Annotated in this window: 25 protein-coding genes; 11 read left to right on the forward strand and 14 right to left on the reverse strand. The window is 73.4% G+C overall.

Annotated features, from left to right (window positions below; all coding sequences use genetic code 11):
- Positions 1-5: 5 nt before the first annotated feature.
- From M8J74_RS33595 to M8J74_RS33630, 8 genes are all read left to right on the forward strand, one after another.
- A complete protein-coding gene (locus M8J74_RS33595) occupies positions 6-1,418 on the forward strand; it encodes an ATP-grasp domain-containing protein (protein ID WP_249840051.1) in 1,413 nt (470 codons plus the stop codon).
- A gap of 10 nt (positions 1,419-1,428) precedes the next feature.
- On the forward strand, positions 1,429-1,851 hold the full coding sequence (locus M8J74_RS33600; protein WP_249840052.1) for a cupin domain-containing protein: 423 nt from the start codon (positions 1,429-1,431) through the stop codon (positions 1,849-1,851).
- Complete coding sequence (locus M8J74_RS33605) at positions 1,848-2,918, forward strand: pyridoxal phosphate-dependent aminotransferase (protein WP_249840053.1); 1,071 nt, start codon at positions 1,848-1,850, stop codon at positions 2,916-2,918. Before M8J74_RS33600 ends, M8J74_RS33605 begins: the two co-directional genes overlap by 4 nt.
- 78 nt (positions 2,919-2,996) lie before the next feature.
- On the forward strand, positions 2,997-3,620 hold the full coding sequence (locus M8J74_RS33610) for a GNAT family N-acetyltransferase (RefSeq protein ID WP_249840054.1): 624 nt from the start codon (positions 2,997-2,999) through the stop codon (positions 3,618-3,620).
- Positions 3,621-3,735: 115 nt separating this feature from the next.
- Positions 3,736-5,169 carry a KamA family radical SAM protein gene (locus tag M8J74_RS33615; protein ID WP_249840055.1) on the forward strand — a complete coding sequence of 478 codons (1,434 nt, stop codon included), beginning with the start codon at positions 3,736-3,738 and terminating at the stop codon, positions 5,167-5,169.
- A complete protein-coding gene (gene kamD, locus M8J74_RS33620; protein ID WP_249840056.1) occupies positions 5,166-7,973 on the forward strand; it encodes a lysine 5,6-aminomutase subunit alpha in 2,808 nt (935 codons plus the stop codon). Before M8J74_RS33615 ends, kamD begins: the two co-directional genes overlap by 4 nt.
- A complete protein-coding gene (gene kamE / locus M8J74_RS33625) occupies positions 7,970-8,785 on the forward strand; it encodes a lysine 5,6-aminomutase subunit beta (RefSeq protein ID WP_249840057.1) in 816 nt (271 codons plus the stop codon). The genes kamD and kamE overlap by 4 nt, the downstream gene beginning before the upstream one ends.
- Positions 8,782-10,389 carry an amino acid adenylation domain-containing protein gene (locus tag M8J74_RS33630; RefSeq protein WP_249840058.1) on the forward strand — a complete coding sequence of 536 codons (1,608 nt, stop codon included), beginning with the start codon at positions 8,782-8,784 and terminating at the stop codon, positions 10,387-10,389. The genes kamE and M8J74_RS33630 overlap by 4 nt, the downstream gene beginning before the upstream one ends.
- Positions 10,390-10,412: 23 nt before the next feature.
- Here M8J74_RS33630 and M8J74_RS33635 read toward each other — a convergent pair whose 3' ends face one another.
- Positions 10,413-10,655 (reverse strand): response regulator transcription factor, encoded by a 243-nt coding sequence (locus M8J74_RS33635; RefSeq protein ID WP_249840059.1) that lies wholly within the window; start codon positions 10,653-10,655, stop codon positions 10,413-10,415.
- A 254-nt stretch (positions 10,656-10,909) separates the two neighbouring features.
- Positions 10,910-11,320, reverse strand: coding sequence for a hypothetical protein (locus tag M8J74_RS33640; RefSeq protein ID WP_249840060.1), 411 nt, complete (start codon positions 11,318-11,320; stop codon positions 10,910-10,912).
- A 224-nt stretch (positions 11,321-11,544) separates the two neighbouring features.
- On the opposite strand from M8J74_RS33640, the gene M8J74_RS33645 reads away from it, so the two are divergent.
- From M8J74_RS33645 to M8J74_RS33655, 3 genes are all read left to right on the forward strand, one after another.
- Positions 11,545-12,501, forward strand: a complete 957-nt coding sequence (locus M8J74_RS33645) for a helix-turn-helix transcriptional regulator (RefSeq protein WP_249840061.1) — start codon at positions 11,545-11,547, stop codon at positions 12,499-12,501.
- A 338-nt stretch (positions 12,502-12,839) separates the two neighbouring features.
- Positions 12,840-13,379 carry a hypothetical protein gene (locus M8J74_RS33650; RefSeq protein ID WP_249840062.1) on the forward strand — a complete coding sequence of 180 codons (540 nt, stop codon included), beginning with the start codon at positions 12,840-12,842 and terminating at the stop codon, positions 13,377-13,379.
- Between the two features lie 102 nt (positions 13,380-13,481).
- Positions 13,482-14,324: an AfsR/SARP family transcriptional regulator gene (locus M8J74_RS33655; protein WP_249840063.1), complete on the forward strand. Its 843-nt coding sequence runs from the start codon at positions 13,482-13,484 to the stop codon at positions 14,322-14,324.
- Here M8J74_RS33655 and M8J74_RS33660 read toward each other — a convergent pair.
- The 12 genes from M8J74_RS33660 to M8J74_RS33715 are packed head-to-tail and all read right to left on the reverse strand — an operon-like array spanning position 14,311 to position 25,737.
- Positions 14,311-15,129 carry a thioesterase II family protein gene (locus tag M8J74_RS33660; RefSeq protein WP_249840064.1) on the reverse strand — a complete coding sequence of 273 codons (819 nt, stop codon included), beginning with the start codon at positions 15,127-15,129 and terminating at the stop codon, positions 14,311-14,313. The genes M8J74_RS33655 and M8J74_RS33660 overlap by 14 nt on opposite strands.
- Positions 15,126-16,415, reverse strand: a complete 1,290-nt coding sequence (locus tag M8J74_RS33665; RefSeq protein ID WP_249840065.1) for an MFS transporter — start codon at positions 16,413-16,415, stop codon at positions 15,126-15,128. The genes M8J74_RS33660 and M8J74_RS33665 overlap by 4 nt, the downstream gene beginning before the upstream one ends.
- A complete protein-coding gene (locus M8J74_RS33670) occupies positions 16,412-16,948 on the reverse strand; it encodes a flavin reductase family protein (RefSeq protein WP_249840066.1) in 537 nt (178 codons plus the stop codon). Before M8J74_RS33670 ends, M8J74_RS33665 begins: the two co-directional genes overlap by 4 nt.
- Before the next feature lie 49 nt (positions 16,949-16,997).
- Complete coding sequence (locus M8J74_RS33675; protein ID WP_249840067.1) at positions 16,998-18,605, reverse strand: amino acid adenylation domain-containing protein; 1,608 nt, start codon at positions 18,603-18,605, stop codon at positions 16,998-17,000.
- Positions 18,595-19,545 (reverse strand): hypothetical protein, encoded by a 951-nt coding sequence (locus M8J74_RS33680; RefSeq protein ID WP_249840068.1) that lies wholly within the window; start codon positions 19,543-19,545, stop codon positions 18,595-18,597. Before M8J74_RS33680 ends, M8J74_RS33675 begins: the two co-directional genes overlap by 11 nt.
- Positions 19,542-20,231, reverse strand: coding sequence for a 4'-phosphopantetheinyl transferase family protein (locus tag M8J74_RS33685; RefSeq protein ID WP_249840069.1), 690 nt, complete (start codon positions 20,229-20,231; stop codon positions 19,542-19,544). The genes M8J74_RS33680 and M8J74_RS33685 overlap by 4 nt, the downstream gene beginning before the upstream one ends.
- Positions 20,228-21,322: an acyl-CoA dehydrogenase family protein gene (locus tag M8J74_RS33690; RefSeq protein ID WP_249840070.1), complete on the reverse strand. Its 1,095-nt coding sequence runs from the start codon at positions 21,320-21,322 to the stop codon at positions 20,228-20,230. The genes M8J74_RS33685 and M8J74_RS33690 overlap by 4 nt, the downstream gene beginning before the upstream one ends.
- The gene (locus M8J74_RS33695; RefSeq protein WP_249840071.1) at positions 21,315-22,526 is read right to left on the reverse strand and encodes an acyl-CoA dehydrogenase family protein; all 1,212 of its coding nucleotides are present in this window, start codon (positions 22,524-22,526) and stop codon (positions 21,315-21,317) included. Before M8J74_RS33695 ends, M8J74_RS33690 begins: the two co-directional genes overlap by 8 nt.
- Positions 22,523-22,789: an acyl carrier protein gene (locus M8J74_RS33700; protein WP_249840072.1), complete on the reverse strand. Its 267-nt coding sequence runs from the start codon at positions 22,787-22,789 to the stop codon at positions 22,523-22,525. The genes M8J74_RS33695 and M8J74_RS33700 overlap by 4 nt, the downstream gene beginning before the upstream one ends.
- A gap of 43 nt (positions 22,790-22,832) precedes the next feature.
- Positions 22,833-24,023 carry an acyl carrier protein gene (locus M8J74_RS33705; protein WP_249840073.1) on the reverse strand — a complete coding sequence of 397 codons (1,191 nt, stop codon included), beginning with the start codon at positions 24,021-24,023 and terminating at the stop codon, positions 22,833-22,835.
- Positions 24,020-25,426 carry a TrpB-like pyridoxal phosphate-dependent enzyme gene (locus tag M8J74_RS33710; RefSeq protein WP_249840074.1) on the reverse strand — a complete coding sequence of 469 codons (1,407 nt, stop codon included), beginning with the start codon at positions 25,424-25,426 and terminating at the stop codon, positions 24,020-24,022. The genes M8J74_RS33705 and M8J74_RS33710 overlap by 4 nt, the downstream gene beginning before the upstream one ends.
- Positions 25,423-25,737 (reverse strand): acyl carrier protein, encoded by a 315-nt coding sequence (locus M8J74_RS33715; protein WP_249840075.1) that lies wholly within the window; start codon positions 25,735-25,737, stop codon positions 25,423-25,425. Before M8J74_RS33715 ends, M8J74_RS33710 begins: the two co-directional genes overlap by 4 nt.
- Positions 25,738-25,758: the final 21 nt, after the last annotated feature.

A 25,758-nucleotide genomic window follows, 5' to 3' on the forward strand; every position in this document is an offset into this window, starting at 1 on the left:
CCGTCATGTCACGCCCCGTCATCGCCGTCGTCTACGACTTCGGCTCCGTCTCGCCCGTCGAAGCCGTCGAACGCCTCGAACCGCTCGGGGACGTCGTCTTCGCGGTCGTCGACTCCCCGCACACGGCGGACATCGGCCCCCTCCTCGCCGAACTGGCGCCCGGGGTCCGCGTGGACGCCTCCACCGAGCACGGTCTCGACGCGGCCGCGGCCGAGCTGCGCCGCCACGCGCCCACCGCTCTCCTCACCTTCAGCGAACGCCGTCTGGACACCACGGCCGCCCTGGCGGCCCGGCTGGGCCTGCCGGGCCACACACCGGAGACCGTGCGGCTGCTCACCGACAAGCACGCCCAGCGCCGCCGGCTCGCCGAGCGTGGCGTGGACCGGGTTCGCTCCCATCTGCTGCGCTCCCCGGCGGACTGGACGGCCGCCGTCGCGGCGGTGGGCCTGCCGGCCGTCCTGAAACCCGTGCGCGGTGAGGGCAGCCGCAGCACACATCTCGTACGCGAGGCCGCCGCCGGTGCCGCCCTGGCGCAGAGCCTGCTGGCCGTGGCGCCGGACCAGGGCGGCGAGACGGGCCTGGTCCTGGAGGAGTACCTGGCCGGTACCGGCCGGGGGCCCTTCGGCGATCACGTCTCGGTGGAGAGTGCCGTCGTGGACGGTCGCGTCACGCACTGGGCGGTGACCGGCAAGTTCCCCCTGGTCCCGCCGTTCCGGGAGGCCGGCCACTTCTGGCCCGCCCCGCTGGACGCGGACGAGCGTGCCGCGGTCCTCGACCTGGCCGCTCGTGCGGTGCGCGCGCTGGACGTGCGCACCGGCATCACTCACACCGAGCTGAAGCTGACGCCTCACGGCCCTCGCGTCATCGAGGTCAACGGCAGGCTGGGCGCCTGCCTCGGCGGCCTGAGCCTGCTGGCCGGCGGCCCGGACTGCATCGCGCTGGCCGCCCGGGTGGCCCTCGGCGAGGACCCGTTCGACGCGGACCCGCATCCCGCGCCCCCCGCCCGGGACGTCACCGCCGCATGGATGCCGCAGGACCGCGTGGTCTACGCGCGGGCCGTACCGACCCCGGTCGACGGCGGTCTGCTCACGCGCGTGAACGGCATCCGCGACGTCCTGGGCCTTCCCGGTGTGCAGACCTACGACAGCCGGGTGCGGCCCGGCTCCCGGGTGTCACCCGATGTGCGCACCGCCGAACTGGCGCTGCTGTGGGGAACGGCCGGCGACCACGCCGAGATGGTCGAGGTGCTGGACCGGGCCCTCACCACCCTCACCTACACCTTCGACGACCCGGCGACGGGCGCGCCCGGACGCACGCTGTGCGCCCACGACCTCGGCGAGGCCCCGACCGCGCGGCGCGCCACCGCAGGCTCCCCCGACAGCCCGGCGGCCGCCGGTTCCCCGCACCACCGACGTTGAGAGGCATCCCGTGAGCACCGACAGGACACCCACCGCACCGGCCGCCGCACCGCTCTCGCGGCACGCACCGGCCGAGGTCCGTACCGACATCCCCCGCTTCCTGCCCGTGGCCGGACACCACGACCCAGCCCCCTTCTACCTGACCTCCGACATGTTCGGCGGCGTCCCCGTGCAGGTGGCGGGCGGCCCCATCGACCACCTCGTCGGCAGGCCGGTCGCCGATCCGCACCGGCACGACGTCGACGAGATCTACTTCCTCGTCTCGCCGCACCCGAAAGGCGCCCGCATCGAGGTCCGCGTCGACGGCATCCGGCACGAACTCACCTCCCCCGCGCTGCTGCGCGTCCCGGCGGGCGCCGAGCACTGCTTCCTCACCCTGGAGGCCGAGCCCGGCAGCTACTGCTTCGGCCTGCTGATGGGAGAGCGGCCGTGACCGTCGCCCCGCCCCCCACGGTCGCCCCGCCCGGCCCCGTACGCCTGCACCTGAGCGAGAGCCCCTACGGGCCGAGCCCGCTCGCCCTGGCGGCGGCGCACGAGGCCGTGGACGCCACCGGCACCTACCCCGACCCCCACCGGTCAGCGCCCGCCCGGGCCGTCGCGGACCTGCTGGGCGTGACGGCCGAGCAGGTCGTCGTCGCCAACGGAAGCGACGAGCTGGTCCTGCTCAGCGCCCTCGCTCTGGGCGACGTGGACCGTCCCGGCGTCACCACCGCCGGCACCTTCCCCGGCTACCGGATCTGCCTGGAGAACGTGCGCCGCGGCTGCCGTGAGATCCCCCTGGCCGGCACCCGGCCCGACGCCGCCGGGCTCGCCGACGCCCTGGGGCGGGCCGGCGTCGGCTACGTCTGCAACCCGCACAACCCCACCGGGGATGCGCTGACACGAGCGGCCTTCGACCGACTCGTCGAGCGGTCCGCCGCCACCGGAACCCCCCTGGTGGTGGACGAGGCCTACCTCGATTTCGCTCCGCCCGGCACCCCCGGGGTGCTCGACTACCTGGACAGCGGCGCGCCGGTGGTGGCGCTGCGTACTTTCTCCAAGGCGCACGGCCTGGCCGGACTGCGCATCGGCTACGCCGTGGGCGAGGCCGGCGCGATCGCCCGGCTGCGGGCCGTGCAGGGCAGCATGCCGTTCAGCGTGAACCGGGCCGCCCAGGCCGCCGCCGTCGCCTCCCTCTCCGACCGGGGCCACCTGGAGCGGGTCCGCGCGGCCAACGCGGCGGCCCGCGAGGAGTTCCGGGCCGCCCTGGCCGCCCGGGGACGCCGTGCTCTGCCGTCGGTGACCAACTTCCTCGCCGTGCCCGTGGAGGACTCCGCGACCGCCGAACTGCTGCTGGAGCGCGACCACGGCATCCTCGTGCGCGACGCGGGACGCTTCGGACTCCCCGGGCACCTGCGGATCTCCGTGGGACACCCCGGTGAACTGACCCGGCTGCTGGACGCCCTGGACGTCGTCGCCCCCACGCGGGTCGTGAGCGGCGCGGCCCGATCCGGCACCTGACGACCCCTCAACTCCCGTCTGTCTCAGCCTCTTTCCCCCCTTCGTCCGACCGACTCCCGTACCACAGGAGCAACAGCAGTGACCCATCTGATCGCCGTCGACCCCAAGGACGCCTTCGTCGTCCTTCCCGCCGGAGAACCCCTCCCCCGCGACTGGCGCCTCACCGGCTGGTCCGGGAACGAGGACTCCTGCCGCCGGCAGGTGGCCGAACACCCTTGTGCCCGCATCGAATCCGACCGGCTGCGGCTGCGCGAGGTCACTCCGGCTGAAGCGGCCGAGCTGCGCGCCGGGCGCGACGCGGGCTTCGCCTGGCTGGGCGGCGACCCCGGCGACGGCTCCCGCGAGGCCGCCGGGATGCTCGTCCGCGCCCACGAGGCCGGCCTGCACCGCCCGGGCTGGGGCATGTACGTCCTGATCCGCGCCGAGGACGGCCGCGCCGTCGGCGGCATGGGCTTCCACGGCCCCTCGGACCACGGCAGCGCCGAGATCGGCTTCGACCTGCACCCCGAGGCCCGTGGCCATGGCTACGCCACCGAGGCGCTCATCGCCCTGTCCCGCTGGGCCCTGACCGACCCCGGCACCGACACGGTGATCGCCACGACCACGCCCGACAACACCCCCTCTCAGCGCGTGATGGAACGCGCCGGCTTCGCCCGGCGCCCCGACCGGGAGGGCATGTACGTCTACGCCTTCACCGGCTGACACCCCGCACGCCCCGCCTTCCCGCCTCTTCGGACACCGCCCGATCCGGCGCCGTCCGTGCCCGCCCCTCAAGCCCACTCGCCCCGCCGCCTGGCCGGGAGAAACGAGACACCTGGTGAAGACCGCATCCCTTCCCGGCCCCCGGCTGGTGGGCGAACCGCTCGCCCCACCGATCACCGGGCCCGACCGGGCCGAGCCGGCTCCCGCCCAGCCCTACGTCTACCGCCGGCACGAGCCGCAGGAGCCCGACTGGCGCCGCTTTCCCGGGTGGCGCGAGGTGACCGCCGCCCAGTGGCGCGACCCTCAGTGGCAGCGAGCCCACTGCGTGAAGAACTCCGCCCAGCTGCGCCAGGTCGTCGGCACCGGTGTCGACGACGCCTTCTTCGCGGACCTGGAGGCCGACCAGCGGCACCACGCGACGATGCCCGTGCTGCTCACCCCGCAGGTGCTCAACACCGTCGCCCCGCACAGCGAACCCACGACCGCCGCCTTCTACGCCGACCCGGTCCGCCGCTACATGCTGCCCGTCGCCACCGACCGGCACCCGCGCTGGCCGAGCCACCCCCTGGCCTCGCGCGACTCCCTGCACGAGGCGGAGATGTGGGCCGTGGAGGGGCTCACCCACCGCTATCCGACGAAGGTCCTGGCCGAACTGGTCACCACCTGCCCGCAGTACTGCGGGCACTGCACCCGCATGGACCTGGTCGGCACCTCCACGCCGCAGGTCGACAAGTACCGCTTCGTGCTGCGCCCCGCCGACCGCCTCGACCGCATGATCGCCTACCTGAGGGACACTCCCGCCGTCCGGGACGTGGTGGTCTCCGGCGGCGATGTCGCCAACGTGCCCTGGCCCCGGCTGAAGTCCTTCGTCGACCGGCTCCTGGACATCGACTCCGTGCGCGACATCCGGCTGGCGAGCAAGGGGCTCATCGGACTCCCGCAGCACTGGATGGCGCCGGACGTGCTGGAAGGGATGGCCGACCTGGCCGCCAAGGCGTCCGCGCGCGGCGTCTCGCTCGCCCTGCACACCCACGCCAACGCCGCCCAGCAGGTCACCCCGCTGGTCGCCGAGGCCGCCCGGGGGCTGCTCGCGGCGGGACTGCGCGACGTGCGCAACCAGGGCGTGCTTCTGGCCGGCGTCAACGACACCCCCGAGGCCCTGCTCGACCTGTGCTTCACCCTGCTCGACACGGCGGGGATCATGCCGTACTACTTCTACCTCTGCGACATCGTCCCCGGCGCCGAGCACTGGCGCCTGCCGCTGGAGCGCGCGCAGCGACTGCAGCACGCGATCATGGGCTATCTGCCCGGTTTCGCGACACCGCGCCTGGTGTGCGACGTGCCGTACGTCGGCAAGCGATGGGTGCACCAGGCCGATGCCTACGACCGGGAACGCGGCATCTCCGACTGGTCGAAGAACTACCTCACCTCCGTCGAGCACGGCGACCCCGAGGCCCTGCGCCGCGTCTACCACTACTACGACCCCCTGCACACGCTGGGCGAGGCCGGGCAGGCGTACTGGGCCGATCGCATGCGGGAGGAGCGGTGACGGCGCCCACGCAGAGCTCGCCGTTGGGGCTGCACCGCGTGGTCGCACCCCGCGGGGTGCTGCCCCAGGCGGCCCACCGGCTCGACCCCGACCCGCGGCTGCGGGAGGACGAGGTGCGCGTCGACATCGAGTGCCTCAACCTGGACGCCGCCTCCTACCGCCAGCTGCGCGAGGAGCACCACGGCGACGGCGACGCCATCCGGGAGGCGGTGTGCCGGATCGTGCGGGAACGCGGCAAGATGCACAACCCGGTCACCGGTTCCGGCGGCATGCTCATCGGCACCGTCGCCGAGACGGGCCCGTGCGCCCCTCTCGGACTGCGCCCCGGCGACCGGGTCGCGAGTCTGGTGTCGCTCACCCTCACGCCCCTGGAGCTGACCGACCGGCTGCGCTCCTGGGACGGCCTGAGCGAACGCGTCCCCGCCCGCGGGCACGCCATCCTCTTCGGCCGGTCGGCGGCCACGGTCCTGCCCCCCGACCTGCCCGACGCGCTGTGCCTCGCCGTCCTCGACGTCTGCGGGGCGCCCGCCCTCGCCGCCCGCATCGTCGCCGAGGCCGTCGCCCGCACCGGAAGGGCGCCGTCGGTCGCGGTGCTCGGCGCGTCCGGCAAGTCGGGCGTGCTGACCCTGGCCGCGGCGCGCCGAGCGGGCGCCGCGCGGCTGGTGGGGGTGGTCCCGGACGCCGCCGAGGAGTCCGCGCTCGCCGCGGAGGGCCTGGCCGACGCCGTGCTGCTGGCCGACGCCCGCGACGCGGTGGGACTGAGCGAGGCCTTGACGGGGTGCGGCGGACCGGCCGACGTCACCGTCGTCTGCACCGACGTCCCGGGCTGCGAGCACGCGGCGATCCTGGCCACCCGTGACGGCGGCACGGTCGTCTTCTTCTCCATGGCGACGTCCTTCCCGACCGCGGCCCTGGGCGCCGAGGGCCTCGGGGCGGACGTCACCATGATCATCGGCAACGGCTACCAGCCCGGACACGCCGAGGCCGCCCTGGACCTCGTACGCACTGTGCCGTCCGTACGCCGCCTGCTGGAACGCCGCCTCGGAACGGCTTCCGCCCCCGCGGAAGCGACATCCGCGCCGGTCGAGGCCGCGCCCGACGACGCCTCGGCGCCCACCCCGCCCGCCGGCCCGGACGGGTCCCTCGAACGCGCCACCTCGGGTGCCCTCTGCTCCCCCCGCCCGGCACGCCTCGGGCTCGACCCCGTCCTGGTGCGAAGGGCCCGGGCGCTGGCCGCCCGGGCCGGGCGGCCGGTGGTCGACATGGCGCGCACGCACACCACCGCCGCCGTGGAACGTGCCGCCCTGCGGCTGGCCGGGCTGTCGGGAGCCGACCCCGAAGGCATCCCCTGGGCGAACCGGCTGGTGGACGCGGTGCGCGACCAGGTGGGGCTGGCGCACGGAGTGGCTCTGCCGGTCTGGCACGCGCTGCGCGAGGGCGCCGCGCCGGACCTCGCCGGTCTGGCCGCCCGCGCCACCGCCCGCGACGTCGTCTTCCGCATCCCCGAAGGCCGCGACGCCGAGCGCGCCGTGCGGGACGCCCGGCGCGCCATGGCGCAGGGTGTCGCCGTCATCGACGCCCAGCGCCTGAAGCGGGAGCGGCTGATCCGGCGCTGGGGCAGGCCGCCCGGGCCGCTGATCTACCTGATCGTGGCCACCGGGGACATCCACGAGGACATCCGCCAGGCGGTGGCGGCGGCCCGCGGCGGCGCCGACGTCATCGCGGTCATCCGCTCCACGGGGCAGTCCCTGCTGGACTACGTGCCCGAAGGCGCCACCCGTGAGGGCTTCGCCGGCACCTACGCCACTCAGGAGAACTTCCGCCTGATGCGGGCCGCCCTGGACGACGTCTCGGCCGAACTGAACCGCTACATCCGGCTGACCAACTACGCCTCCGGGCTGTGCATGCCGGAGATCGCGGTCCTGGCCGGCCTGGAGCGGCTGGACATGATGCTCAACGACTCCATGTACGGCATCCTCTTCCGCGACATCAATCCGGTACGCACCTTCGTCGACCAGCGCTTCTCGCGCCAGCTGCACGCGCGTGCCGGCATCGTCATCAACACCGGCGAGGACAACTACCTCACCACCGCCGACGCCATGAGCGCAGCCCACACGGTGACGGCCAGTCAGCTGCTGAACGAGTACTTCGGCAAGGAGGCCGGACTCACCGACGGCCAGCTGGGCCTCGGGCACGCCTTCGAGATCGACCCCGAGCTGCCGGACTCCTTCCGCATGGAGCTGGCACACGCGCTGCTGGCTCGCGAGCTGTTCCCCGACGCGCCGTTGAAGTGGATGCCGCCGACCAAGCACATGACCGGCGACATCTTCCGCGGTTACCTCCTCAACGGCTTCTTCAACCTGGCAGGGGCACTGACCGGGCAGGACATCCTGCTCGTCGGCATGATGACCGAGGCCGTCGTCACCCCCTTCCTGTCCGACCGCGACCTCGCCCTGCAGAACGTCCGGTACGTGATGCGGGCGGCAGGCGCCCTCGAGGAGGACTTCCGCCCCGCACCCGGCGGCACCATCGCGCGCCGTGCGGAGTCCGTTCTGCGGGAGGCCATCGCCCTGCTGGAACGCATCTGCGACCGAGGCCTGCTCGACGCCATCGCCGCCGGCACGTTCGGCGGAACGCACCGACCCGCGGACGGCGGCCGGGGCCGTGACGGGGTCGCCGAACGCGCCCCCGGATACCGCAATCCAGCGATCGAGCTGCTGGAGAGCCCCACGGCCCACTCCCCGGCCGCCGGATCCACGGCCGCGCCCCACACCGTCCGACCGCAAGGAGCCAACCGGACATGACCCTTTTCGAAGCCGACCCCGAGCAGCGACCGAGGGTGATCCGCCCCTACGGCGACACCACCGACGACGGCATGGTGCAACTGTCGTTCACACTCCCCCTGCCCCACGGCCCCCTGGCCGAGGGCGCGGCCCTGCGCATGGCCGCCCTCATGGGCGTGCAGCGCCCCCTGCTGGTGCACGCCCGACCCGTGGGCACCGAGTTCAGCTTCTTCGTCGTGTACGGCGCGGTCGTCCACGGCGTGGACCTCGACGCGGTGGAGGTGGTGGAGCGTGAGTACCCGCTGCTGTCCGCCCAGGAGGTGGACGACGCGATCCGCGAGGGACTCGGCCGCGATCTGGTCGTCGTCGGCGCCTGCGTCGGCACCGACGCCCACACGGTGGGCATCGACGCCATCTTGAACGTCAAGGGCTTCGCGGGCCACAAGGGCCTGGAGTACTACCACGGCATGCGGGTGGTGAACCTCGGCGCGCAGATCGCCGTGGACGTCCTGGCCCGGCGCGCCCTGGAGGAGGACGCCGACGCGGTTCTCGTCTCCCAGGCCGTCACTCAGCGCGACGCTCACCTGACCAACGTGCGGGAGCTGTGCGCCGAACTCGACGCGGTCTTCGCGGACCGTGGCCGACGGCCTCTGCTCGTCGTCGGCGGGCCCCGTTTCGATCCCCAAATGGCCGCGGAACTCGGCGTGAACCGCGTCTTCGGGCGGGGTACCACCCCGAACGACGTGGCCAGCTACCTGGTGCACGCGCTCACCGCCGGTCGTCGCCCGGCCGCGGTGGACGCCTGTGCCGCGAGCGAGCGGAGCACGGTATGAACGCCCTGGACGTCTTCGGTGCGGCCCCCGCCGTCACCCGGCCGGCCGCTACCGCGAGGCTCGACGGCGCCGGGTCCCGCGAACGGCTCGACGTACGCTTCCACCGGATGGCCGCCCGGTACCCGCAGCGGCCCGCGCTCACCGACGCCGACGGCACGGTCAGTTACGGGTGGCTGGCGGAGCGGGCGCGGGCCGTGACAGCGGCGCTGCGCGGCAGGGTCGCACGCGGTGCCCCCGTCGCGCTGCGGGCCACCGCCTCCCGGCACGCACTGGCCGCAATGATCGGCATCCTGGGCGCGGGAGCCTGCTATGTGCCGGTGGATCCGTCCTACCCCGCCGAACGGCGGCGGCATCTGCTCGAGGATTCGCGTGCCGCCCTCGTCCTGGCGCAGGACGCACCGGACCTGGAGGCCGGCGAGCGGATCGTGGACCGGGTGGGCGGCCTGGTGCTGACCGCCCGGCCGGATGCCGGTGCCGCGCACGAGATGCCCGAGGACGCCGCCTACGTCATCTACACCTCCGGCTCCACCGGCACGCCCAAGGGTTGTGTCGTCGGGCACGCCCATGTCCTCGCTCTGCTGGACACCGCTCTGCCGCTGTACACGGCAGGACCCGACGACGTGTGGACGCTGTTCCACTCCTGGAGCTTCGACTTCAGCGTCTGGGAGATCTGGGGGGCGCTGCTGACCGGCGCCCGCGCGGTGATCGTCGACCGGTCGGTCGCCGCCGACCCCGAGTCGTTCGCCGGGCTGCTCGCCGAGGAGCGGGTCACCATCCTCAACCAGGTGCCCTCCGCCTTCGGCGCCCTGGTGACCGAGGCCGCCGCCACCGGGCTGCGGCTGCCCGCCCTGCGGCATGTCGTCCTCGGTGGGGAAGCTCTCGTCCCCGACGACGTACGCCGCTGGTGGCGGGCGGACATCGCCCCGGGAGCCGCCGTCACCAACATGTACGGCATCACCGAGACCACCGTCCACGTCACCCACGGCCGGCTCACGTCCGCCGTGCTGGACGAGTGCGCCGCCGGGCGCACTCCGATCGGTCGTCCGCTGGCCCATCTGACGGTGGAGCTGCGCGACGAGCAGGGCCGGCCGGTCGTACCGGGCGAACCGGGCGAGCTGTGGGTGGGAGGTGCCGGCGTCAGCCACGGCTACCTGGCCCGCCCCGAGCTGACCGCGGCCCGGTTCCCCACCGGGCCCGACGGCCGCCGCTATTACCGCAGCGGCGACTGGGCCGTGGCAGGCGAGGACGGCCGGATGCACTACGTGGGACGCATGGACGGGCAGGTCAAACTGCGCGGCTTCCGCATCGAACTCGGCGAGATCGAGGCGCACTTGCGCACGGTCGAGGGAGTGAGCCAGGCGGCCTGCCTGGTGGAGGCCGCACGTACGGGCGGTGCGGAGCAGCTGACGGCCTGTCTGGTGGCCGATCGCACGATCGCTCCGCCCCGGGCGGTGCGCGAGGCGCTCGCCGCCCGGCTGCCCGCCCATATGCTGCCGAGACACCTGATCTACCTCGACCGGCTCCCGCTGACCGCCCACGGCAAACTCGATCGGCGGGCCCTGGCGGCGCGGTCGTCCGCAGAGGGGAGGCCGGGCAGCGACTGACCGGGCCCGCACGTGACGCGGTCTCACCTCTGGAACAGGTCGGGGCCCGAGGTCCGGGACACCTCGAGGGCGAGGATCATCAGATGGGCCCGGTTGTTGATCCCCGTCTTCCCGCGGATCCTGCGCAGGTAGGTGTCCACGGTGTGAGGGCTCAGGTTGAGCCGGCGGGCGATGGCGAGGTAGGTGTACCCCTCCGCCAGGTAGGACAGCACCTGGCGTTCGCGGTCACTGAGGGTTTCCAGGACTTCACCGACGATGGGACTCACGAGGGGGGCCTTTCGTGGGAGGAGGGGGCCGCGCGGCGCGGCGGTGCGACACTTCGGGCCCGGGCCGGCCGCCTCAACCGGCAAATCCACGGCCCGAGTTAAGGTATGAGGGTTTGGTGAACGTCGACCGAGGGGCGGACTGACACGTGAAGGCCTGTCCCCTTGGTGAGCGCTGCCCGGCCGGCCTCCGCAGGATTTCGGCGGCACCCCTGCGGAGGCGCCGGGCGATGGCCGGCCAGACATCGTGCGTCGGATCAGGCCCAGCCGCTGACAGCGTTGTCGTCACCGGCTTCGGCCACCGTCGCGGCGGTGATCCCTCGGCCCCAGCCACTGTCGCCGTCGTCAACGGAGGCAGTCGCCCGACGACCCCAGCCGCTGTCGCCGTCGTCACCCGCGGCAGTCGCCTTGTGGCCCCAGCCGCTGTCACCGTCGCCGCCGGCGGCGGTCACCTTGTGACCCCACCCGCTGTCGTCGTCGCCACCGGCGGCGGTCACCTTGCGTCCCCAGCCACTGTCACCGTCGTCACCGGCCCGGACGACCGACGCGGTCGGTACCGAGCCCGGCAGGCCCGCCGGGGCGGAAGAGGCGTGCATTCCGCAGATTCCGACGGCGAAGATCGCGCTCAGCGGGGCGACGACGGCGAGGTAGGAACGTACAGATCTCATCGGGGCACTCCTGACGCACTGTTGGTGAACCGGCGGTGCGGTTCCACTGATCTCCGGTGCTTCAAGATTGCCGCGACGCAGGGGTCACCACCATGGGCGACGGTGCTCACCAAGCTGTCCGACAGCAAAGCGAACAGGGGCCAGACATGTTCATAACGGGCGAAAGCCACTCATTCAAACCTCCGATACAACCGAACGACCGGGAAGCGACCCTCTACCGCTGGGTGACCCGCAACCAGCGTCTGGAACCCGATCGTGCCGCGCGTGAGCTGGGGCTCAACAGGGAGGAGGTGGACGCCGCTCTGGTGTCCCTGACGGGCATGGGACTGCTCAAGGCCGACGCCGAGGACCCCGCCCGGTTACGGCCGGTCGACCCGGACCTGGTGGGCGCCGCCCTCACCGGCCGCCTGGAGTCCGAAATACGCACCCAGCAGACCGAGTTGAACCGGATCCGAGAACGGTTCTCCGATCTGCGCGGGCACTACATGGACAGTCTCAGCCACGCCTCCGCCGACGTGGAGGTCGTACCGCGCGTGGAGGAGGTACGCGCCGCCCTCAACCGCGCCTCCACCGAGTGCACGGAGGAGCTGCTGACCAGCCAGCCCGGCGGTCAGCGTGACCCCGCGGTACTGCAGGAGGCTCTGGGCCGGGACACCGGTCTTCTCGCCCGGGGCGTACGCATGCGCACGCTCTACCACCACACCGCCCGCTTCAACGGCCCCAGCCAGGCCTACGTGGCCACGGTGTCCGCGCTCGGCGCCGAATACCGCACGGCCCACCAGCTGTTCGGCCGGCTCATCGTCTTCGACCGCAAGATCGCCTTCGTGCCCGACCAGGGTGATTCGGCCGGCGCCGTGGTGGTGCGCGAACCCTCCCTCGTGCACTACCTGTGCGAAGTCTTCGAACAGACGTGGAGCCTCGCCGAGCCGTTCTCGGACGCCGCCGTCGACGGGCTCGAGGTCGTCGCCAAGGACATCGACCGGACCATCGTGCGGCTCCTCGCCGCCGGGCTGAAGGACGAGACCATCGCCCGCCGCACCGGCATGTCGCTGCGCACCGCGCGCAAGCACATCGCGGACATCATGGAGACCCTCGGAGCGGAGAGCCGGTTTCAGGCCGGCGTGCTGGCCGCCCGGAACGGCCTGCTCCCCGCCGCGGAGCCCGGCCTTCGCGAAAGCTGAACGTACGCACACCGGGGGCGCCACCCGCACGCGCTCCCGGTACCGTGAGTTCGGGACTACCGCGACGCGCCCTCACGTTGCAGAGTGTCCAGCACGCCACACCGGTGTGCCGGAGCAAAGGTTCGCACACGACTGCGGCCGCGTGCGGAAGGGGTATGAGCAGGTCCCCTTCCCCCCGTAAGCGCCTCACGCTCTCAGGCGGACGCGCGAGCACGCCCCCTTGGGCGGCCGAGTCCGCCCGGCGACAGGCGAGCCGCCGCCCGTGTGCTTCGACGGGACTCGTCGTGGCCTGCGGTTCGGCGGTGGAAGACGCGACGAGGGGGAAGCAGAACGTGGACATGGAATCGGCTCCGGTCACCGGCAGATCCGCGGTGGATCTGTTCGCACGGGACCTGGCGATGTGCCTGTCGGTCCATCGCGACCGCGGGCCGGCCCTCGTCTGGTCGGACGGAGCGGAGACCTTCGTGGCCGAGCCCTCCATGGCCGGCCTCCCGCAGACCACCCTTACGGCCGAGCAGCCCGGCTCCGCGCCGGTCGTGCCGTCCAGTCCCGCCCGCGCCGGTGAACTCGCCGAGGAGCTGGGCCGTCTGCTGGGCTGCGAAGCGCGCAGCACCTTGTTGCTGCTGCCGGTCGGCAGGGAACGCCCCGACAACAAGGCCGCCACCGACCTGGTGCTGCTTCCCGTGGAGGGCGGCTGCGACTGCCGGGTCGATCTGGAAGCCGCCACCGACAGTGCCCGCGGTCAGGATGCGACGCTGAACCTGCGGCTGCGCGTCGGCGAGGCTCTCTACGTCCCCCGCGGACTGACCTACACCCTCGGCGGGGTGCACGCCCCGTGCATCCTTCAGGTGATCTCGCTGCACGACTCCTCCTGGTGACCGCCGTGCCGGGGCGCCGGTCCCGTCGGGGACCGTGAACCCGTGACTACCCACCGGCCCGTCCGGCGACGACGATCGCTGTCGTCACGAAAGGTGGGTCGCATGAAGTTCACCGTCCTTGGACCACTCACGCTGAGCGATGGCGGCTGCCTCCGGGTGCTGCCCACGGCGCCGAAAACCCGCAGCCTCCTGGCGCTCCTCCTGCTCCACGCCGGCCAGCCGGTGCCTCGGGCGGTCTGCCAGGAGGAACTCTGGCCCGACGAGATGCCGCCCACCGCCGTGCAGAGTCTGCACACCCGGATCCTGCACCTGCGCAGGGCTCTGGCGGACGTGCCGTCGGTGGGCTCGCTGCGCGCCGCCAAGCAGATCCTGGTGACCGAACCCGGCGGATACGCGCTGCGGCTCGGCGAGAACACGGTGGACCTGCAGGACCTGTCGCACCGCCTGCGACTCGCCCGCCAGGCCGAGTTGGCCCGCGACGACCGCAAGTTGTCGTTCGCGTTACGCGAAGCCCTGGGCCTGTGGCGCGGACCCGTCCTCGGCGACACCCACGCGGGCCCGCGCATCCAGGCCCACGTCGCGAGCCTGGAGGAACAGCGCGTCACCCTGCTGGAGAAGTGCGTCGAGGCGGAGCTGCGCCTCGGCCTGCACCACGAACTGCTGCCCGAACTCCGCAGTCTGACGACGTACTTCGCCACGCACGAGAACCTGCACGCCCAGTACATGATCGCCCTCTACCGGTCCGGCCGCGTGGCCCAGTGCCTGGAGGTCTACCGTCGCCTTCGCGATCACCTGGTGACGCAGATCGGCGTCGAACCCTCCCCGCGCCTGCGCGAACTGCACGCGGCCGTCCTGGCGGAGAGCCCCGAACTGGCCACGCCCGGCCCCGGACCGAGCGACCGGCTCGCCCCCCTGCACGGTTCGCGGCTGCTCAGCGCGGGCTGAACGCGACCGGCCGCACCTCGTGTCCGGCCCCTCGCACCGAGGCGAGGACGCGCCGCTCCACGTCCGCCACCAGCGTCCCCAGAACATCCTGGAGGTAGAAGTGCCCGCCGGGGAAGCCGATGACCTCGGTGGGGCCCGTGGTGTGGCGCGCCCACGCGGCGGCCGCCTCGGCCGAGACGTCCTTGTCCTGCCGTCCGTGATAGACGGTCACCGGGGCGTCCAGGGCTCGGTCCGCACCCGTGAACGCGTACGTCTCCATCAGCCGGTAGTCCCCGCGGATCGCGGGGAGGAGGAAGGCACGGAACTCCTCGTCGGCCAGCAGCGCCGCGTCCGTGCCGCCTTGCTCCAGGATGTCGGCCACCAGCGCCTCGTCCCCCTCGACGTGGCGGCGTCCCGGTGGCACCAGATGCGGCGGCACCATCCCCGACGCGAACAGGTGGACGACATTCCTTCCGTGCCGGTGGCGCAGCAGCCGAGCCACCTCATAGCCCAGGGCGGCTCCCATGCTGTGCCCGAAGAGGGCCAACGGCCGGTTGGTCAGGGGCAGTAGTGCGGCGGCGACCTCCTCGGCCAGGGTGTCCATGCGGGTGATGCACGGCTCGTCGAAGCGGTCCTGACGGCCCGGATAGCACACGGAGACGACATCGAGGGAGTCCGCCAGCCGCTCCGCCCACGGGCGGAAGAACGTCGGCGCTCCGCCGGCGTGCGGCAGGCAGACCAGGGTCGCCGCCGGCTGTCCCGCGGCCGGGACGTAGCGACGCAGCCACGGGCCGGGGCCGGGTTCTTTCCCGGGGTGCACGCTCATGCTCGGTCCTTCGCTTCCGTGGAGGGTTGCGCGGTCAGTTCCCCGGCGGGCATCCACCGGAGGAACGGAAGAATGAGAAGGGCCGCGGCCAGCGCGAACACCGCGAAGGCGACGGACAGGCCGGCTGCCTGGGCGAGCGCGCCCGCCAGGGCCGAGCCCAGCGGCAGCGCGCCCCAGCTGAACATGCGCAAGGCTGCGGTGTAGCGGCCCAGGAGCGCGTCGGGCACCAGGGACTGGCCGATGGTCCGGGAGTTCACCGACCACAGGACTCCGCCCATCCCGCCCAGGAACGCCGCCCCCGTGTTGAGCACCAGCGACGACGTCAGCCACGGGGTGGCGACCAGGATCAGGGTGCCGACCAGGTCGGCGAACATCGCCCCTTTGCGTCCCAGCAGCCGGTTCACGAGGCCGACGGTCAGCGCGCCGACCACCCCGCCAAGCCCGAGGGCACTCATCAGCACCCCGTACCGGCCGTCGTCGGCGCCCATGGAGCGGGTGGCGGCCAGCGGGATCAGCGCCATCCAGGCGCCCCAGCAGGCGCACATCACGGTCAGGGTGAGCGCCATGGTGCGCAGCACCTGGTTGCCCCATAAGAAGGCGAGCCCGGCGCGGATGTCGCCGTGCACCGAGCGGACCGTGCCGCCCTGGCCGGCGTCCGCTCGGAACCGGCCCGCCAGCGGAACGAGCGGGAGCAGGATCAGCGTGCCCAGGACGTAGGTGGCGGCCGTGGCGCCGAGCGCCGTCGCGGATCCGGCGACCAGCAGCGCGGCACCCACCAGGGGTCCGGCGAACTGGTTGCAGACGGTTTCCGCGCCCGCCATCCAGGCGTTGGCCCGCTCTCTGCCGGCACTCGCCACGGCGGCCGGCACCAGGGACGACGCGGCGGTGAGGGCCACCACCTCGGCGATGCCGAGCACCGAGCCGCAGGTGAACAGCAACGGCACGCCCGCGCCGCCGTGGGTCACCGCGGCCACCAGGACGAGCACCGAACAGGCCCGCACCCCGTCGGCCAGCCACAGCAGCACGCGCCGGTCGAACCGGTCGACCAGGACGCCGACGTGCAGCGAGGTGAGCAGCCACGGCAGGGTCAGCGACAGGGTGACGGCGGAGACCGCCATGGGCGAGTCGGTGACATGGGCGGCCATCAGCGGAATGACCAGTTTCGTGACACCGTCGGCGAGGTTGGTGACGGCGGTGAAGACCGTGAGCAGCCAGGTGTTGCGCCGGCTGGCCCCTTGCGGGGGCGCGGCCGTCTCGGCGTCGGCGCGGACGGGGATGTCGGTCATACGGGGAACTCCAGGGTCGAGGGCCGGCGAGCGAAGTGCACCAGGGGTGTCGCGCCGTCGTGAGTGAGGGTGTGCAGGACCCGGCCGGACACCAGGACGTGGTCGTCCAGGGGAACGCAGTCCGCCACCCGGCACACCACAGCGGTCACGGTCCCCTCCAGCACGGGAGCGCCGTGCACCATGTGGTGGGGGACCTGGTCGAAGCGCAGCGCGGCGGGCAGCGTCGAAAACCGGTCGACCAGGTCGCGTTGCTGCCACGACAGCACGTTGACCGCGAAGGTGCCGGCCGCCCGCACAGCGCTCAGCGTGCCGCTGTGCGAGGCGAGCGAGACCACCAGTGTCGGCGGGTGGTCGGTGAGGGAGAACACCGCGGTGGCGGTGCAGCCCACCGGGCGGGTCCCCGCGCGGGCGGTGATCACCGTCACGCAGGTGGCGAACCGGGTCATCGCCTGCCGGAACTCGGCGGGCTCGACCATGCCGGCCTCCCCGAGTACGGGAGTCGCCGCGGCGGTTGCCGCGGTGAGTGCGGTCATCGGCGGTTTCCTTCCGGACGGTGCCCCGAGGGGCCGGTTGCGGGCCGCGTCATCGGTTGCTTCCTCCCACCGACGGGGCCTTCGCACGCATGGCGCCGTCCGCGTTCCCGTCCCGTTGCAGGACGCGGCGCAGGGCCGTGCGGTCGGTCTTGCCGTTGGCGTTCAGGGGCAGGGTGTCCAGGACCGTGAGCGAGGCGGGGACCATGTACGCGGGCAGCCGTGAGCGCAGCGTGCCCAGCACCCGGGCGGAGTCGATGCGGTCACCGGTGCAGGCGGCGGCCAGCGCGGTCTGCCCGCCCTGGTCGGGTACGGCCAGGACGACGGCGTCCCGCACACCGGGGGCGTCGCGCAACGCCGCCTCGATCTCGCCCAGTTCCACCCGGTAGCCCTGGATCTTGACCTGTTGGTCCAGGCGGCCGAGATGGATCAGCCCCTCCTCGGACACGCGCACCCGGTCGCCGGTGCGGTAGTACAGGTCGGGTGTCGGGGGCGCGGTGTCCGTCACGACAGTGGCCTTGCCAGCCGTGTAGCGCACGAAACGGCCGCGGTTGTCCTCGGGGTCGAGGTAGCCGGGGAAGCGCTGGACGCCGCGGACGCACAACTCCCCCTCGGCGGCGGGGTGTCCGTCCGCGTCGAGCACCAGGTGCTCCAGATCCGGATAGAGCGTGCCGATCGGCACCGTGGTCCCGGGACGTGCCGCAGCGTGTGCTGCGTCGAGACGGAACTGGGTGCAGCTGAGGGTGAGTTCGGTGGGCCCGTAGAGGTTCTCCGTCACGGACTCCGGTGCCGCGGCCTGCCAGGCGGCGGCCTGGGCGCGGGTGAGGGGCTCCCCGCAGAACAGGCTCCAGCGCAACGTCGGCATGGCGTTCGGGCGCAACTGCCGCAGCCGTGCGGCGAGCGAGACGACGGAGGGCACGGAGAACCAGTGGGTGATGTTCTCCCGAGCCACGAACCGAGCCGGGGCGAGCAGATCGTGCGGGCCGGGCACCACGACGGTGCCGCCGGACGCCCACGCCCCGAACAGGTCGAAGACGGAGAGGTCGAAGGTGAGATCGAAGGTCTGGCTCAGCCGCGATCCCACGCCCAGGCCGTAGCGGGGGACGACGTGGTCGAGGTAGGCCTCCACGCTGCGGTGCTGCACGGGCACACCCTTGGGTGTGCCGGTGGACCCCGAGGTGAACAGCACGTAGCACAGGTCGTCGGGGTGCACCGGGCGGGCCGGCGGGATCGGACGGTACGCGGCGCTGTCGGTGCCGGTGTTCAGCGGCGTGACCACCGGCACCGGCAGCGCGGCCCCGGCCTGGTCGGGCTGGGCCAGGATCAGGTCGAGGCGGGCACGCAGGGCGATGTCCGCGGTGCGCGCCGGCGGGAAGCCGGGGTTCAGCGGGACGACCACCGCGCCCAGACGCTGTACGGCGAGATAGCCCGCGTACGCCGTGAGGGTGCGGGAGGCGAGCAGCCCCACGGAGCGGGGCGTTGCGCCACCGTGCGCGTCGAGCAGCAGCCGGGCCAGCCGGCCGGCCAGCGACTCCAGCTGCCGGTAGCTGTAGGAGGTGCCCTCGACCTCCAGGGCTGTGGCGTCGGGATGGCGGCGGGCCGTGGCCGCGAACCGGCCGTACAGCCCCGTCGAGGCTTTCGTGTCGTGGTCAGCGCTCATGGCTCAGGTCCTTGGGGTGCGAGGTGGCTGTCGTCTCCAGGGCCCGCAGGGCTGCGAAGAGTTCGGTGAACGCCCGCTCCACCAGGGCAGGCCGGGGCCGGCCCCGTGCGGCGGAGGCGGTCGCGAAGCGTGCCGCACGCGGCAGTTCCGCCCAGGCGTCCGCCGTCCGCCGCACAGCCTGAGGCGGTTGCGCGCCGGTGGTCTGCGCGGCGAGCCGGTGACGCTGGTGGCGGGCTGCCGTCCACAGGTCGTCGGCGTGCGCGGCCAGGGCCTGCGGGTCGTGGCACACCCGCTCGGCGACGTGGCGCAGGGCGGCGGCGCCCTCCACCCAGACGCCCTCGCCGGCCGGTAGCCGAAGGGCTTCGGCGCGTTCCAGCCACCGGTAGTTCCGGGGGTCGGCCGGGTCTGTCTCCTCGCCCAGTGCGTAGCGGTCGCGATGGACGGCCTGCGTGCTCAGGGCGGCCGGAGGAGTCAGGGCGGCGCGCAGCTCGGTGTCGGTCAGGGTGCCCGCCCACGGGTCGTGGGCGCCGTACGGTGTCAGGGCCTGGAACGGATCCTGCACCGCCCACCGGCCGTGGGCCAGGGCCTCGACGAGCAGCCAGTGCGGCGTCTCGGTTCCGCCGTACGCGGGGGACCAGGGGAGGTACCGGGTGTTGCCGACGGCGATGGCCCGTCCGCGGCGGCTCACCTCCTCGGTCAGCGCCGCTCGTGCCGCCTCCCAGTCGGGGGCCGAGCGGTGGACGAGGCCGGTGCCGTGGGCGTCGACGTCGATGCGGGTGTGGTGGGAGAAGGCCATGCCTCCCTCGGGGAGGTCGGTGCGCACGGCCAGGCGGATCGCGGTGGCGAACTCGGCGTGCACGTCCGGGCGTTCGCTCTCCAGGTAGGGCAGCAGGGCGGCTGTGTAGCAGCTCAGTTCCGGTGCGGCGGCTTGGGTGGTCATGTGCTCTCCGGTACGCGGGTTCGGTCCGGCAGGGGGGTGTAGGCGACGGACAGGGGGACGGTCGTGCGGCCGCGCAGGGTGACCCAGTGGTGGGGGCCCCAGGTGCCGCGGAGGGCGGGCAGCGGGACGTCGATGGCCCAGGGCCGGCCGGCCAGGCCGGTACCCGCGGCCTTCACGCATGCCTCCTGCACCGTCCACAGCCAGGCGAACTCCCGGGCGCGCAGACGCTCCGGCAGTCGCCTCAGCGCCTCGGCGCGTCCGCGCGCGCAGCGGCGCAGCAGGCTGTCCGTGACGGACGGCGGCGGGTGCTGCACGTCCAGCCCGACCGCATGGCCGAGGGCCGCGCACGCGGCAACGGCATCGCCCTCGTGGCTGACGCTGATGCCGATGTCGGGCCGGCCCGCGAGAGCGGGGCGCCCGTGCTGGGAGTACACCACGTCGGCGTCCTGTGCCTCGGGGAAGCGAGCGGCGAGCAGTCCGCGCAACGCCCGCCGCGCAGCGAGGCGTTCGGCGGCACGGCGCGGGGAGAGCGCGGCGGCGTCGGCGAGATCTGCGTCGGTGAGGTGGCCCCGGGGCGGGCAGCCGTCGGCGAGCACCACCCACACCCCGGGTGCCGCCTCGGTGCACAGCCGCCCGCGGGTGCGGGCAGCCCGCGGCGCGGCGGGGCGCACCACGGTGCCGTTCATGCGGCCAGTCCCTCCACCAGAGGCACCAGGCGGTCGGCCACGGTGTCCAGGACCACCTCGGTCGCTCCCCCACCGATGCCGAACAGGGCCGCTTCGGCACGCAGTTGCTGGATGCCGCCGGCGGTGAACCCGTCCGCGCCCCAGAGCTGGGCGCAGGCCGACAGGACGTGCTCCACGGTGGCGCCCGACGCCGCCTTGAGCACCGCGGCCGCGGTGGCGTCCCGCTCGCCCGTGATCCGCTCGTGCGAGGCGTGCCACAGCGCGTCCAGTGCGCTGACGCGCACGGCGCACTCCGCGAGCCGCTGCCGTACGGCGGGGTTGCGGTCCAGTGGGGTGCCGTCGATGGTCCGCCCGGCGAGCCGCTCGGCCGTTTCGGAGAGCACCCGGCGGCACAGTTCGGTGCCCCAGGCGGCCGAGGCGAGTCGTTCGACGGCGATGTTCCGCGCGAACAGGGCCAGACCGCGGCCCGGCCGCCCCAGCAGGTGGCCGCGGTCCAGCCGGCACCGCGTGAAGGTGAGGTGGCCGACGCCGGACGCGGCGAACAGGTCGGTGTCGGCCGGGCGGACCGTCACGCCCGGGGCGCCGAGCGGCACAAGGAGCCAGGTGAAGCTGGTGAAGTGACGGCCGGGGCGGTGCCGGGCGAGGACCAGGGCGTGATCGGCGGTGGTGGCCGAGGTGACCCAGCGCTTGGTGCCGTCGAGGACGACGGCGCCGTCCTCGCCGTCGGCCACCGTGAGATCCACGCGGGTGGCCAGGGCGGCGAGGTCGGAGCCGGCCTGCTCGTCGGTGGCCGCGAGCGCCAGCAGCGCCTGCCCCTCGAGCGCCGCGCGCAGCGCCTTCTCCGCCACGGGCGTCGACGCGGTCTGCGCCAGCAGCGGCAGCGCGGTGGCCAGTTGGACGAGCAGGGCCAGCACCAGCCCCTGCGGGCCCCGGGCGTCGGCAGCGCTCAGCAGGCGCCGCAGCAGCACGGCGTCGATCCTCACGGCGGGGCCGTCGGGATACAGCCGTTCGAAGCCGCCCTCGCGGGCCAGGCCGGCCAGCACCTCCCGGGCGTCCCGGCCGGGCGGCAGGATGCCGGGTGTCTCAGGCATAGCGCACCTCCTGGTCGAGCAGGGTGAGTCTGCCGTCGGCCAGGTGCAGGCGGTCGTTGCTGTAGTTCAGCGCGGCCGACCTCAGGTCGCGCAGGGCGCGTTCCAGGCCGGTGGGCGAGTCCTTGAGGTAGCCGTGCCGCATGCCGAGCGCCGTCACCAGATCGTCGATCGCCCGGTGGCACTGCTCGGAGGCGGTCAGCTTCAGGGCGTTGACGAGCAGCTGGTGGCGAGGGTGCGACAGGTCGGCGTCCTCCTCCACGGCCCGGCGGACCGCGCCCGCGGTGTACCGCACCATCGCGTGCACCGTGTCCAGGCGCTGGCGTGCCGTGGAGAGCCGGGTGAGCAGCAGTTCGGAGGAGAAGTCCGAGCGGCTGCGCTCCGGGCCGCGCAGCACGGACACCACGCGTGCCAGGGCGCCGCTGGCGGTTCCCAGCCATGCCGCCGACCAGCCCAGGTGGGCCAGCGGACCGAAGGTGTTCATGGCGATCCGGCGGAACGCCCCGTGTTCCCCGATGACCTGATCCTCGGGGACCCGGCCGGTCAGCTGCAGGGCGATGCTGTGGCTGGCGCGCATGCCCAGCGGGTTCCAGGTGCCGCGCTGTGCCACCTCCACCTGGTCGCGGCGGGCGAACACCAGGGAGATCTCGCCGTCGGAGCGGGCCTGCGGGCTGCGCATGGTGATGAGGTAGCCATCGGCATGCAGCCCGCCGGTCACCACCGGGGCGAACCGGTCGATCTCCAGCAGTCCGTCGCGCGCGCCGAGTTCGGCTCGCGCCGACATCAGATGACCGCCCTTGCCGGCCTCGGTGGTGACCGAGGCCAGGTACATCCGTCCCGCGGCGATCTCCGGCAGGAGCTCCGCTGCCAGACGGGGGCCGGCGTGCCCGGCGATGGCGGCGACCTGCTGGCAGTGCATGGCGAACACCATGGCTGTGGACATGTCGGCGCGGCCCAGTTCGATGGTGACGTCGACCAGGTCGTCGACGCTGCCGCCGGGGCCCCCGTACCGGGTCGGCACCAGCAGTCCGAGCAGCCGCGGCCGCAGGGCGTCGAGGACGGCGAGGGGGAATTCGGCCCGGTCGTCGTGGTCCGTGGCGTGACGGGCCGCCAGGGCGGCCACCTGGTCGACCTCGGCGCGCAATGAGGCGGAGAGGGCGGACGAGAACCCGGCCGGGGCGGGCGCGGCCTGGGCGGGGGCGCTCACACCGACTCCGTGCCGGCCGTGACGGCGTCGGCGCCCTGCGCGGCCCGGGTGGCCGCCCACAGGTTGCCGGCCGTGGCGAAGGTCTCCTCGACCAGAGCCTCGTCGGGCAGGGAGACGCCCAGACTGTCCTCCAGCGCGAACATCAGCTCGATGGCCTGCATGGAGTCCAGGCCGTAGGTGCGCAGGGGCGTGTCCTCGGTGATCGTCTCGCCGTGCAGGAAGGGCAGGAACGGAGTGAGCGTCTCGACGAAGCGTGCGTCCATCGTGATCAATGCCTTTCTTGACAGTCAACGTGAGGGGGATTGCTCAGGCGGAGTCGGGCGGTGCGGGGGACGAGCGGCGGATGAGGGCGCACAGGTCGTCGACGCGGTGCAGGTTCTCCGGCACCAGGTCCTCGGGGGTGAACTCCACGGCGAAGCGCTGCTCCAGCCGTTCCACGATCTCGACCATGCGAAGGGAGCCGAACTCCGCCAGTCGGCTGAGGTCGCCGTCGAAGCCTTCGGTCCCGACGACCAGGACGTCCTCGCCGACGTGCAGCACCTGCGCGACGACCGAGCGCACCTCGTCCTCCAGGGTCCGCACCGGCCGCGCACCGAACACGGCGGCGTCCGCGCGTATCGCCTCGCCGGCCCGCTCGAACAGTCCGGCGGGCTCCGCCCGTCCGCGTGCCGCGCGGCGGTAGGCGAGATAGGCATGTTCGACCACGCCGTCCCAGCGAGCCAGGTGCGCGCGCACCGCCTCGTCCTGGGCGCCGCCGGCCGGGCCGGCGAGGTATGCGGCGTGCAGTTTCCGGGCGCGGGCCAGCAGCCAGGTCTCCAGGGTGAACCGCTCAAGGGCCAGGACGCGGTCCTCGTGGTCGGCGTAGGCACGCACGTAGGCGTCGATCACCGCCTCGTCGGCGGGGATGTGCGCCGGCGCCGGGGCGGGACCCGGTGTCCGCGGGGACAGCCGCACGGCGACGGTCGTCTCGGGCAGGGCCGCGAGCAGGGCGTCGGCCTCGTGGCGGCGACAGGACAGGCGCAGCGGGCGGGCCCTGCCCCAGGGAGTGTCGTTGTGGTAGGCGTCGGTGACCGTCACGCCGGCGGCGTCCGGTTCGAGCAGGAAGCTGTGCTCGACGTGCTTGTGTTCGTGATACGGCACCCACGGCAGGTGGAAGGCGTCGGTGACGACGTACAGCGGCTGTGCGGACGTGTCGGGCGCCGCGGCGGGCCGGCCGGTCGCCAGGTCGGTGACGGTCAGGCCCAGTCGTTCCGTGGCGGCGGCGAGTTGCGCCTCGACGGTGGGTTCGACAGTGGGCAGGCCGCCGGGTCCGTGCGGGGCCGGGGCGAAGCGCAGGGTGGCGCCCAGGCGCAGGTGGGTGTCGCGGCCGTGGTGGCGGTCGGCGAGCACAGCGAGGTTGGCCTGGAGGCAGTCGAGCAGCTCCGCCCGCACCTCCGGTGCCTCCTGCGCGCTCGGTCCCGCCGTCGGGGCGGCGCCCTGGGGGGTGAGCGTGGTCATGCCCTGCCTCCCGTCCCACCGGCCGCGTGCGGTCCGTCGTCGATGCGGACCAGCCCCCGCACCGCCTCCCGCAGTCCCGCCGGGTCGGGTGCGCTGTCCGCCAGTTCGCCGGCCAGCAGTTGCTGGTAGGCGCCGAGGTCGAGGTAGCCGTGGCCGCTGAGGCAGACCAGCACGCCCTGGGGAAGGCGGTCCGCCTCGTCCCCGGAGGCGAGCCGGGCGGCCACGGCGAGGGCGTGCCCCGATTCGGGGGCGGGCAGCACCGCCTCCGACAGGGTGAACCGGCGGCCCGCCTCCAGGGCCTGCACCTGTCCGACGGCCATCGCCTCCACCTCGCCGGAGTGCCGGAGCGCCGAGACGAGCTTGGCGGCGCCGTGGTAGCGCAGTCCGCCGGAGTGGGAGTCGGGGATGCGGTAGTCGCTGCCGATGGTGTACATCGCCTCGCGCGGGCCGGTGCCCGTGGCGTCGGTCTTGTCGTAGGCGTACACGCCCCGGCTCAGTTTCGGGGAGGCGGCGGACTCGGCCGCCACCAGGCGCGGCGCGGTGGTGCCGGCCGCCCGGGAGGAGGCGAGGAAGGGCAGGGCGATGCCTCCGAAGTTGGAGCCGGCGCCGACGGCGCCCACCACGGCGTCCACCGATGTGCCCGCGGCGGCGAGCTGTTCCTCGCTCTCCAGACCGATGACAGACTGGTGCAGGATGCTGTACGTCTCGCCGCTGCCGATGCAGAACGCTGCGCCGTCGTGGGTCTGTGCGTACTCCACGGCCTCACCGATGGCCAGCGAGAGGCTGTTGCCCTGGCTGCCGTCGTCGGCGGCGGCCACCTCGGTCAGCTTGCTGGGACTGGCGTGCACCTGCGCGCCGAGCATCCGCATCAACACGCCCCGGTAGGGCTTCTTGGCCAGGCTGGAACCCACCATGAACACCGTGCAGCGCAGGCCGAACATGGCGCAGGCCGCGGCCATCGCGGTCCCCCACTGGCCGGCGCCGGTGCCGGTGACCAGCTCGGTCACCCCGGCCCGCTTGTAGTAATAGGCCTGGGCGAGCGCCGTGTTGAGCTTGTGGCTGCCGGAGATGTTGCCGCCCTCGTACTTGACCCAGACCGGGACGCGGGCGCCGATCGCCCGCTCGAAGCCGTGGGCCCGCCACAGCGGCGTGGGCCTGAAGGAGCGGTAGGCCTCGGCCACCTCCGGGGGTATGTCCCAGAACTCCTTGGGCAGCAGGCTCTGCCGCATCAGCTCCAGCGGCAGGTTGATGTGGATGCCGGAGCCGGACGCGGACTTCTCCGGCGGCAGGTCGGCCGGCAGTGGGGTGCCCAGGTGCGGCAGGACGCTGCGCCAGCGTCCAGGCGCGGGAATCCCGGGGGCGGTCGGGGGCGCGGTGACGCGCTCGGTGACGGGCGCGTTCATCGGGGGGTCTCCGTCGCGGAGGCGACCAGGTCGATCAGGTCACGCACGGTGGCGAACTTGCGGCCCACGAACAGATCGTCCGGCAGGGCCACTTGGAGGTCGTCCTCCAGGCGGATGAGCATGCCCAGAAACCCCAGGGAGTTGACCTTGAGCAGAGGCCCGTCGAGCGGTTCGTCCTCGGCGATCGTGGCGGGGTCCACGGACAGCCGTGACTCGGTGACGACGAGACGCCGTACGGCGGCGGCGATGCGGTCGTGGTCCGGCGCGGTGGACGCGGGCGGCTGGGTGGGCACTGACGTTTCGCTGGACATGGTACGGATGAGCCCTTCTCA

It is taken from the genome of Streptomyces panaciradicis (genome assembly GCF_023516615.1).
GTDB lineage: Bacteria > Actinomycetota > Actinomycetes > Streptomycetales > Streptomycetaceae > Streptomyces > Streptomyces panaciradicis.